Origin of the sequence: Thermoflexus sp. (genome assembly GCF_025055495.1) — a bacterium.
Lineage (GTDB): Bacteria > Chloroflexota > Anaerolineae > Thermoflexales > Thermoflexaceae > Thermoflexus.
In genome coordinates, this window is the sequence record NZ_JANWXB010000363.1 from 1 (window position 1) to 11,221 (window position 11,221).

The 11,221-nt window shown below is 64.4% G+C and carries 5 protein-coding genes and 1 other RNA gene; 5 read left to right on the forward strand and 1 reads right to left on the reverse strand.

Annotated elements, in window-relative coordinates; translation table 11 throughout:
* Window positions 1-198 precede the first annotated feature (198 nt).
* An RNA gene (ffs, locus tag NZM16_RS11650) (signal recognition particle sRNA large type) lies at window positions 199-467 on the reverse strand.
* Between the two features lie 244 nt (window positions 468-711).
* Between ffs and NZM16_RS11655 the strand changes: the two genes are divergently transcribed.
* From NZM16_RS11655 to NZM16_RS11675, 5 genes are all read left to right on the forward strand, one after another.
* The gene (locus tag NZM16_RS11655; protein ID WP_295452350.1) at window positions 712-1,143 is read left to right on the forward strand and encodes a GNAT family N-acetyltransferase; all 432 of its coding nucleotides are present in this window, start codon (window positions 712-714) and stop codon (window positions 1,141-1,143) included.
* Between the two features lie 276 nt (window positions 1,144-1,419).
* Entirely contained in the window at window positions 1,420-2,181 is a 762-nt protein-coding gene (gene rlmB, locus NZM16_RS11660) for a 23S rRNA (guanosine(2251)-2'-O)-methyltransferase RlmB (protein WP_295480523.1), read from the forward strand.
* A 746-nt stretch (window positions 2,182-2,927) separates the two neighbouring features.
* Window positions 2,928-7,181, forward strand: coding sequence for a DNA-directed RNA polymerase subunit beta' (gene rpoC / locus NZM16_RS11665; RefSeq protein ID WP_295480525.1), 4,254 nt, complete (start codon window positions 2,928-2,930; stop codon window positions 7,179-7,181).
* A 168-nt stretch (window positions 7,182-7,349) separates the two neighbouring features.
* Complete coding sequence (locus NZM16_RS11670; RefSeq protein ID WP_295480527.1) at window positions 7,350-10,226, forward strand: helicase C-terminal domain-containing protein; 2,877 nt, start codon at window positions 7,350-7,352, stop codon at window positions 10,224-10,226.
* A 316-nt stretch (window positions 10,227-10,542) separates the two neighbouring features.
* Window positions 10,543-11,221: ABC transporter permease (locus NZM16_RS11675; protein ID WP_367281029.1), on the forward strand; the 679-nt coding region annotated here is incomplete at its 3' end.

The window sequence follows — 11,221 nt, forward strand, 5'->3', positions numbered from 1 at the left end:
ACCCCGTGTTGGTCCGATGTGCTTTGTCCTGGTCCGGATGGCCAGGGCCCGTCCCCCCGGCCCAAACGGCCGGGGGGGGGAGATAAAACATGTTGGGGGGGCGGGGGGGGGGCCTTTTGCCCCCCGCACCGCCCCCGAAAACCCCTAAATGAACAATAGACAAAGCAAAAATCCGGTCAATCAACAAGAAAATGGCGGCCGTGCGCCCCTTGTCGAGCCCGCCTCTCCCCACCAGAGACCCTTCGAACGGCTCCAGCCCGGCGCCCCTGCGGCGCGCGAACCGGGACGGCTTACCGTTGCTCCCTTCCGGGCCTGGCGGGGTTCACCGGGGTCCGCCGCGCAGGACCGGACCTTCATCGCCGGGAAGGATCCCTTGGGGGGGCTGCGCTAACCCTCGAAGGGGATGTCAGCCCCGCGTCTGGCGGATTTCGGGTTCAGGGAACCGCCACCTCCCCGCCTGAGCACGGCCGCCAGTTTTAGCGTATCGGATTCCCTACCCCGTGTCAAGCTGGAATCCCCGGGCCCTAAGGGTTCAGGAGCTCTCGGACGCGGGCCTTTGGTCTTTGCGATCCACTCCCTTTGTGGTCCGGGCTGGCCGGAGGAAGGGGTTCCAAGGAAGGCCCCCAGACAAACCGGGGATACGCCCTAAAAGCCCCAGGGATCAGGATAAAATGCAGGCGGGATGGAGCCTTCCTGCACGGAGTGGGAAAAATGCAAACCGAAGAGATACGCCTGCGCCCAGCGCGACCGGAGGATCAGATCATCATCCGTCGCCTGGTCTGTCAAGCCCGGTTGAATCCCTTTGACCTGCACTGGTCCCGCTTCCAGGTCATAGAGGCAGGCGAGCAAGTCGTGGGCGTAGGTCAGATTCGGCATCATGGGGATGGCACCCGAGAACTGGCCTCCCTGGTGGTGGATCCCGCATGGCGGGGCCGTGGCCTTGGAAGCATACTGGTGCGAGCTCTGATGGCTCAGGAGCCCGGCCCCCTTTACCTCGTATGTCGAAGGGAGCTAGAAGGCTTCTACCAGCGCTTCGGCTTCCAGAGGATCTCAGGCCAGGAGATGCCGCCGCGCTTTCGATGGATCGACCGAATGGCCCGGCTATTCGGTCGATCATGGATCGTGATGCGGTGGGTGCCCTGACCGATGCTCCGTCTATGGTCATACGCCGTGGCTAACTTCCGAGCTCTCCCGCATTTGGGGCTAAGGCGCGGCCTTCGGCGGCGCCCCAGCCCCAAAAATATTTTTTAATTGCAATTCCCTCCCTCTCCGTAGCCCTCAGGACCAGGAGGGAGGCTGCCCCCGTATCCGTGGAAAGCCTGGGCGGAAGACCGCACCGTTCCCTGGTCGAACAAAGATGAGGCATCGATCCGGTGGGCGCTGGAGATCGCCGCTAGGGATCAGCGGACAGGAGGTGAAATGAAAAGGATGGAAAAGATTCAACGGGAGTTTCTCTACGGGCGTCACGCCGTGCATGAAGCCCTGCGGGCCGGGCGGCGACGGATCTACCGGCTGTTGATCGCCGAAGGCCTCCAACCCCGGCCCATCCTGGAGGAGATCCGCGCGATGGCGACGGATCGCGGGATCCCCCTCCTGACCGTGCCCAGGGCCCGCCTTGACGCCATCACAGACGGCCATCAGGGAGTCGTGGCGGAGGCCGATCCGTATCCCTACGTGGATCTGGAACAGGCGTGGGCGGAAAGCGCTGGTCGGCCCGATCCACCCTTCTGGCTGGCTCTGGATTGCCTCCAGGATCCCCAGAACTTCGGCACGTTACTGCGGACTGCGGAGGCGACAGGGGTGCATGCCGTTCTGTTCCCCGAACATCGCAGCGCCCGGGTGACACCCGCCGTGGTGAACGCCTCCGCGGGTGCCGTGGAACACCTTCACATGGCCCAGGTGACCAACCTGGCGCGGGCGTTGGAGCAACTAAAAGAACGGGGGATATGGATCGTGGGCCTCCAGCAGGATCCCCGCGCCATCCGTTATGACCAGGCGGACCTCGGCGGCCCGATCGCCTTGGTGGTGGGCAACGAGGAATCCGGCATCCGCCCTCTGGTTCGGCGCGTCTGTGATTTTCTGATCTATCTCCCGATGCGCGGCCGGGTCGCCTCGCTGAACGCCGCTACCGCCGGCGCCGTCGCCCTTTACGAAATCGCCCGACGAAGGGACTTCCAATAATCTGACCTCGGCCTCCCCGACGAAGGCCTCGGGCTACGTCGATGGGTTCAGAAAGCAGGCCATCTGCCCCGCATTCGCTTCACGGTTGGGATCCGGAATTCGACACGGTTTCAGGGATAGTGGGGTAAGATAGGGGGATCCCCGAGCAGGGAAGGGCAAAAGAGCAAAAGAGAGAAGGACCGGCGGATCCCCCTTCGGCTGTCCAAATTCGCCTGTCTATGGATGGGATGACCACCGGAGTCATCCAAATTTGACAAAAACTCCTCTTTCGCCTATAGTTGAGAACAGCCCTCATGAAGACCCGGTTCTCACGCCGAAATCCACGCAGGGGACCTCATCCCTGGCCCGGGAGGGCTAGGGAAAGGTCCTTTATTGTCTTTTGTCGAAAGCGCATGAAGAGCCGGAAGGGCTTTTGAAAATTACCTCCTTTTTTGATCCAGCCAGAGCAGGGCTGCCCGCATTCCCGCAGTGGAATGCGGAGCGCAATCCGGATGGATCATCCCCATCCTCGTCCCGCGCGGTCTTCACAATCATTGAAATTGAAAAGGTGGGAAGATTTTGCCTGCATCCGGAGGATTGGTTTCGGCAAATTCTTTCATCTTCCCTCCCCACGGCCTGAAGAACCGCGCTGAGGGAAGATGAAAACGATTTTTGGGGGGACGGACCGCCTGGTCTTCAAGCCCCCCGAAAGCAGATGAGCTGGGCAACTTCTATCAGGATGTGATTTGTCCTCAGAGGAGGCACCTGTGGAGGCCAAGGAGTTTCGCGCCCTGCGGATCTCGCTGGCATCGCCGGAGCAAATCCTGTCGTGGTCCTACGGCGAGGTCACCAAGCCGGAGACCATCAACTACCGTCGGCTACGGCCGGAGAAGGACGGCCTGTTCTGCGAGGTCATCTTCGGCCCTACCCGGGATTACCAGTGCTACTGCGGGAAGTATAAGGGGCCCCGTTATAAGGGCATCGTCTGCGAGAAATGCGGCGTGGAGGTCACCCGGGCGACGGTGCGCCGGGAACGGATGGGGGATATCAAACTGGCCGCCCCGGTGGCCCACATCTGGTATACCCGGCGAGTTCCTTCTTACCTGGGCTTGCTGCTGGATATCTCCCGTCGCAACCTGGATCGAGTCCTCTACTTCGCCCAATATGTGATCACCTCGGTGGACGAGGAGGCGCGACAGCGGGCCCTGAAGCGCCTGGAGGAGGAATTCGAGCGCGAGCGTCGGGCCATCGAAGCCAAATACCAGAAGGAAATCGAGACGCTCTTGTCGAAGGTCCAGAGGCTGGAGGAGCGGGAGCGCCAGAAGCTGGCGGACCGGGAGGCGCGGATCGAGGAGAAGTGGGACGCGGAGGTGGAAGCCCTGATGCGGGAGGCCCAGCGAACCCAGGCCCGCCTGGAGGAGCGGCTGGGCAAGACCATTCGCGCCCCGATTGTCTTCGAGCCCACCGGAGAGGTGATTGCGGACACCGGGGAAACGGTGGCCCGGGAGCATCTGGCCGCCCTGAAGCGGATCCTGGACGAGCAACTGAACCGGATCAAAGAAAAAGAAGCGACCGAGCGCTCCCGCGCCCTGGCGAAAACCGAGGAAACGCTGAAGGTCCTCCGGGAGGCGGCGGAGGAGAAGATCGCCGCTCTGAAGGATCAGGCCGCCCGGGAGGTCGAGGCCCTGCGCCAGCGGATCCAGGCGGAGCGCGATGAGCTGGTGAGCCTGGCTCCTCTCCAGTTCCTGGGCGAGAGCAAATATCGGGAACTGAAGAGCAAGTGGGGGCAGGTCTTCAAGGCAGAGATGGGGGCGGAGGCTTTCCTGGAGATCCTCCAGCGCCTGGACCTGGAGCAGATGGCCAAGGAGCTATGGCAGGAAATCCGCCAGGCCAAATCCAAGCAGCGCCGCAAGAAGGCCATCAAGCGCCTCCAGATCGTCCGCGCGTTCCTGCGGAGCGGCAACCGCCCCGAGTGGATGATCCTGCGGGTCCTGCCCGTTCTCCCGCCGGACCTTCGACCGATGGTTCAGCTGGACGGCGGCCGCTTCGCCACCTCGGACCTGAACGACCTGTATCGGCGGGTGATCAACCGGAACAACCGCCTGAAGCGCCTGCTGGAGCTGGGCGCGCCCGATGTCATTGTCCGCAACGAGAAGCGCATGCTCCAGGAGGCCGTGGACGCCCTGATCGACAACTCCCAGCGGGGCAAAGCCATGTCCCGCCGCGGGCGCCGCGAGCTGAAATCCCTCAGCGATATGCTGCGGGGGAAGAAAGGGCGTTTCCGCCGGAATCTGCTGGGCAAACGGGTGGATTACTCCGGGCGCTCGGTGATCGTGGTGGGGCCGCAGCTGAAGCTCCACCAGTGCGGCCTGCCCAAGTCCATGGCCCTGGAGCTCTACAAACCATTCGTGATCGCCCGGCTGATCCAGTATAACTATGCCGCCAACATCAAAGGCGCCCGGCGGCTGATCGAGCGCCAGCGGCCGGAGGTCTGGGAGGTGCTAGAGGAGGTCATCAAGGAGCGCCCGGTGTTGCTGAATCGGGCTCCCACGCTCCACCGCCTGGGCATCCAGGCGTTCGAACCCGTGCTGGTGGAAGGCAAGGCGATCCAGATCCACCCGCTGGTCTGCGCCGCTTTCAACGCGGACTTCGACGGGGATCAGATGGCCGTCCACGTCCCGCTCTCCGACATGGCCGTCTGGGAGGCCCGGAACCTCATGCTGTCCAGCAAGAACCTGTTGCTACCGGCCAACGGGGAGCCTGTGGTTGGCCCCACCAAAGACATGGTGCTGGGCTGCTATTACATGACGATGACCATGCCCAACGGCCAGGGGGAGCCCTCCCGGATCTTCGCCAACCTGGAGGAAGTGGAGCTGGCCTATCACCTGGGCAAGGTGGCCTTGCACGCCCCGGTTCGGGTCCACACGCATACGGTTTACGATGAGAACGGCCAGCGGTATCCGGATGGCAAGCCCCGTCGGCGGCTGATCGAGACCACCGTGGGGCGGGTTCTCTTCAATCTGATCCTGCCCGAGGGGCTCCGCTTTGTGAACGAGACCATGGACAAAGGCCGCCTCAAGGATCTGGTGGCCCAGTGCTTCCAGTGGCTGGGGCCCGACGCCACCGTAGAGCTGGTGGATCGGCTGAAGGAGATCGGCTTCCGCTACGCCACCCGCTCTGGCGTCACCATCGCCGTGGCCGATCTGCCCATCCCATCGGCCAAACGGGACGTGCTGGCCCGCTATGAGGCCCTGGTGGCGGAGGTGGAGCGCCAGTATCGACGCGGGCTGCTGACGGAGGAGGAGCGCTACAACCGGGTGATCGACCTGTGGCAGCGGGCGACGAACGAGATCGCCGAGGCGGTGAAGCAAACGATGAGCATGGATAACAGCGTGGCGATCATGGCCCTCTCGGGCGCCACCAAGGGTGGCTTCCAGCCGGTGGCACAGCTGGCGGGGATGCGCGGCCTGATGGCCGACCCGACCGGCCGGATCATCGAGCTCCCCATCCGTTCCAACTTCCGGGAGGGGCTGACCACCATCGAATACTTCATCTCGACCCATGGCGCCCGGAAAGGCCTGGCCGATACGGCCCTGCGCACCGCCGACGCGGGCTATCTCACCCGCCGCCTGGTGGATGTCGCCCAGGACGTGATCATCAACGCCCACGATTGCGGCACCCGTGCCGGCATCTGGATCCGAGCCGCCGACGATGTCGGCGGCCAGGCCCTGCGGGAGCGGATCTTCGGCCGCGTCCTGGCCGCGCCGGTTTTCGATCCCCGGACTGGCGCTCTGATCGCCGATACCGGCACGCTCCTGGATGAACCCCTGGCAGAGCGGATTGAGAAGGCTGGCGTTCAGGAGGTCTATGTTCGCTCGCCGATGACCTGCCAGCTGCGCTACGGGGTCTGCGCCCTCTGTTATGGGCGCGACCTCGGGACCGGTCGGCTGGTGGAAGTGGGCACGGCGGTGGGCATCATCGCCGCTCAGTCCATCGGTGAGCCCGGGACCCAGCTCACCCTGCGGACCTTCCACACCGGCGGCGTGGCCGGCGTGGCGGACATCACCCAGGGTCTGCCGCGGGTGGAGGAGATTTTCGAAGCGCGCCGGCACCCCAAGGGTGAGGGCCTGATGGCCGATATCGACGGCATCGTCCACATCTACCGCACGGAGGAAGGAGGGCGGCGGATCCGCATCGTCAAGAGCGAGCGGAAGGAAGACGTCTACGAGATCCCCGGCAACTGGTCGATCAAGGTAGAGGACGGTCAGGAGATCCTCGAAGGCCAAGTGCTGGCCAGCCGCGGAGAGCAACAGATCACGGCCCGGCACAGCGGGCGTGTGGTTTACCGCAAGGGCGAGCCCCTGAAAGTGGTCTACGAGCTCCGGGATGAGCGGGAATATGAGGTTCCCGCTACCGCTCGTCTGCTGGTGGAAGAAGGACAACGGGTGAAGGCCGGGGACGCGCTGACCGAAGGGCCCAAGAACCCGCACCGGATCCTGCGGTTGCTGGGCCGGGAGGCCGTGCAGCTTTACCTGCTCAGCGAGCTCCAGAAAGTTTACCGCTCCCAGGGCGTGAACATCAACGACAAGCACTTCGAGCTCATCATCCGTAAGATGCTGAGCAAGGTCCAGATCGTCAACCCGGGCGACACCGACTTCCTGCCCGGCGATCTGGTCGATCGACTGCTCCTCCAGGATATCAACGCCCGGCTGGTCGCGGAGGGCAAGCGCCCGGCCACCGCCCAGCAGGTCCTGCTCGGCATCACCAAGGCCGCCCTGGCAACGGACTCTTTCCTGTCGGCTGCTTCCTTCCAGCACACGATCCGGGTGCTGGCGGGGACAGCCCTGGAGGGCAAGATCGATGAGCTGCGCGGCCTGAAGGAGAACGTCATCATCGGCCGCCTGATCCCCGCAGGGACCGGGTTCCGGTATTACGCCGAGAAACGAGGCATGGAGGCCATGTCCCGCGGCGGTACCGGCCCCACCCTGGCGGAGGCGGTGACCACCGCCATCGACCTCTAAATGCGCTGTTGTCAACCGGAGGTTTGGGGTGGTGGGGTGGGCGGCTTCGCCGTCCGCCCCACCACCCCAGCTTTTCTTAACCCCCCGCTCCACCGGCCCTTCGGGCCGTGAGACATTCTTCCGCGGCCTCCCGCTTCTTCATTCTCTGGATAAGAGGTTCACGGCATCATGCCTTCGGTCTTTGTCGCCTTGGATCTGGAGACCACGGGTCTGGATCCGGAAACCGATGCCATCATCGAGATCGGAGTCGTCAAATTTCGGGGAGAGACGGTGCTCGACGCCTGGAGCACCCTGGTCCGCCCCGAACGGCCGATCCCCCCTTCGGTGATCGAGCTCACCGGGATCCGGCCGGAGGAGGCCGAGCAGGCCCCCCCCTTACGCGCGGTGCTTCCCCGCCTTCGGGCGATCGTAGGGAATGCCCTCCTGGTCGGCCATTCCATCGACCAGGACCTGGCGTTCCTGCGCCGCCATGGCCTTTTTATGGAAAACGAAGCCCTGGACACCTATGAGCTCGCGGCCATCCTGGTTCCCTATGCCGGCGCCCACGGCCTCTCCACCCTGGCCCATAACCTGGGGATCCCGGTGGGGATGGTTCATCGGGCGCTGGAGGACGCGCGACTCACCTACCGGCTGTTCCTGGCCCTGTTCCAACGCGCCTGTCAGCTCCCAGAGCCGATCCTGGAGGAGATCGTCCGCCACGCTGCTCACCTTCCCTGGCCGCCCCGACGCTTCTTTGAGGAAGCCCTGCGGACAGTGCAACGGGGCCGCTTCATTGATCCGAGCATCGGCGCCCAGCTGCGGGCGAAGGGCCTGGCCACCTCCGAATCCTATCTGGTTCTCCCTCCTGTGCGAGCACGGCCTCTGCGCCCCAGGCCTCAACCCCAGCCGCTCGACGAGGAGGAGCTGGCCCAGCTGCTGGAGCCTGACGGCGCTCTCTCCCGGATCTTTCCGGAATACGAGCACCGCCCTCAGCAGGTGGCCATGCTCCGGGCCATTGCGGGGGCGTTCAACGAAAGCAAGCACTGGATGATTGAAGCGGGAACGGGAGTGGGCAAGAGCCTGGCCTACCTGATCCCGGCCGCCCTCTGGGCCATGCGAAACGGGGAGCGCGTGGTGATCTCCACCAACACCATTCACCTCCAGGAACAGTTGCTCCAGAAGGACATCCCCATTCTCCAGCGTCTGCTCTCCGAATCCGGGTTAGCAGACGGCTCCACCCTACGGGTCGCGTTGCTGAAAGGCCGGGCGCATTACCTGTGCCCAGCCCGGTTGATGCATTTGCGACACGCCGGACCAACCAGCGTCGAGGAGATGCGGGTGCTGGCCAAGATCCTGGTGTGGCTGCCCACAACGCAAACCGGAGACGGCGACGAACTGTATCTGCCCACGCCGGTGGAACGAGCGCTGTGGGGCCGTCTCTCCGCGGACAACGAGACGTGCACAGCCGAAGTATGCGCCGCATGGGGCGAAGGAGGCTGCTTCCTCCATCGAGCCCGGAAGGCCGCGGAAGCCGCCCACCTGATCATCGTGAACCACGCGTTGCTCTTCGCGGATGCCACCGCGCAGAACATGGTGCTTCCAGAGCACCACTATCTGATCATCGATGAGGCCCATCACCTGGAGCAGGCGGCCACGAAGCAACTGACCGTGGAGATCGATCGCTTCGGATTGTTGCGCATGCTCCAGGAAGCGGGGAGCGCGCGGGAGCATCGAGGGGGCGGGCTGGTGAGCGCATTGCTTCACCTGGGACGGAGCCTTCCTCCCGCGTTGCGCAACACCCTGGCCGGCATGACCCGCCGTCTGAGCGAGGCCGTGGAGGCCGCCCAAACCGGCGTGGATCTTCTGATGAACGCCCTGACGGCCTTTCTGGAGGAGATCGCCTCAGATGGCGGGGAATACGCCCGCAAGGTGCTGCTCACGGACGCCGAACGGAGCCGTCCGGCCTGGGCCGCCGTGGAGCAGGCCTGGGAGCTCCTCGCCCTTCGCTGGGGAACAGTCCAGGAAGCGTTGAACGCGATCCGGGCAGCGCTTACGGAGTTGCTGGACCATGGGTTCGCGGAAGTGGAGGAAGCCCTAGGGCTGGCCAATGGGCTCAGCCACGATTTCGAGAAAATCCGCCAGGCCCTCGAGGCGGCGATCCGAAAGCCGTCGCCGGATACCGTCTACTGGCTGGAAGGCCACGTGGGCGAGGGGAACTGGGCCCGCGTGGGTCTGTATGCGGCCCCCCTCGATGTGGGGCCGCTGGTGCGACGACACCTCCTGGAACCGAAGCGGTGCGTGATCATGACCTCCGCCACCTTGCGGACCGTAGACCGGGAACGTCAGGAGCCTTCCTTTACCCATCTCAAAAACCGGCTCGGGGCCTGGGAAATGGAGGAGCTGGCCCTGGATTCCCCGTTTGACTATCGGCGAAACGCGCTGCTGTATCTAGTGACCGACATCCCGGAGCCCGGCCAGGCCGGCTACCAGCGGGCGGTGGAGCAGGCGATTCTGGAGGCCGCCCGAGCCCTCAGGGGGCGCACCATGGCCCTCTTCACCGCCTACGCCCCCCTGCGGCGGGCGGCCCGCGCCCTGGCCGCCCCCTTGGCGAAGGCCGGGATCTCGCTTTATGAACAGGGCGATGGGAGCTCCCGGCGACAGCTGGTGGAGCGCTTCCGATCCGCGGAGCGGGGAGTGCTGCTGGGGACCCGAAGCCTGTGGGAGGGGGTGGATATCCCGGGCGATGCGCTCTCATGCCTGGTGATCACCAAACTTCCCTTCGAGGTCCCGGATGAGCCCGTCTTCGCGGCTCGGAGCGCCCAGTATCGGGATCCGTTCCTCGATTATGCGGTGCCGGAGGCCGTGCTGCGGTTCCGCCAGGGGTTCGGGCGCCTGATCCGCAGCCGCTCCGACCGGGGAGTGGTGCTGATCCTGGATCGGCGGATCATGACCCGCACGTATGGTGCATGGTTTCTGAAGGCTCTGCCCCCATGCGCGATCCATCGGGGCCCTCTCGCCGAAATCGGAGCTGTGGTGAAAGCATGGCTGGAAACCACCGCTGAATGACCGTCCCCAAAGATCTTCGGTGGCATTTCACCACGGACGGATGAGGATGCAGCAGCTATGGACCCTCCCCCTATGCCCTTACTTTTTTGGGCGGGCGAAGCTGCCCTCAGCGGCCCACACCCCCGAAAAACTTCCCGTTTTGCTTGCCTCGTGGAATTCTCTGTGCATAAAATCAAAGTCACACGTTTCTCTCAGAGCTTGCCGGGACATCTTGATGCTGCCTGGAATCGGCCTCGTGGGGGCACTGGGCACTGCTCCAGAAAGGGGCGGCGAAGGCAGCGGATCTGCTGATTTTTCTTTTTCCCTCTGGAGGTGGATGGTGGAACGGAACGCGCGAGGGATTCTACAAACCTGGACAGGACGGCTGGATGCTTTCACTGTTCTCCTTCAGCAATCGGTGCAGGGTGGAGCCCTGTGGGTTCCCATCCTCGCGGTCCTCACCGCTCTGGTCATCGGCGGGATTGTGGTCACGGCGGCGACAGGCCAACCCTTCCTGGCCCTCTTGGCTTACCAGGGCCTCTGGGAAGGGGCCTTCGGCTCCCCCAAGGCCCTCAGCGAGACCCTTGTCCAGATGACCCCTTATGTCTTTGCGGGTCTGGGCATCGCCCTGGCCTTCCACGGCGGCCTGTTCAACATCGGCGCAGAGGGCCAGTTAGCCCTGGGGGCCATTGTGGCGGCCTGGATCGGCTACGCGCTTCCCCCGCTGGTCGGCGGGACGATTCCCCCGTTTCTCCATATCCCTCTGGCGATCCTGGGCGGCGCCCTGGCGGGAGCGCTGTGGGCAGCGATCCCGGGCTGGCTGAAGGCGCGCACGGGCGGGCATGAGGTCATCAACACCATTATGATGAACTACATCGCCCTCCTGATGGCCAGCTACCTTCTGAACGGCCCCATGCGGGATCCCAGCCCCACCAACGTCGTGGCGCGGACGCCCCGCATCGCCGAGACTGCCCGGTTGCCCCGGCTGTTTGCGGACCCGGATCTCCGCCTCCATG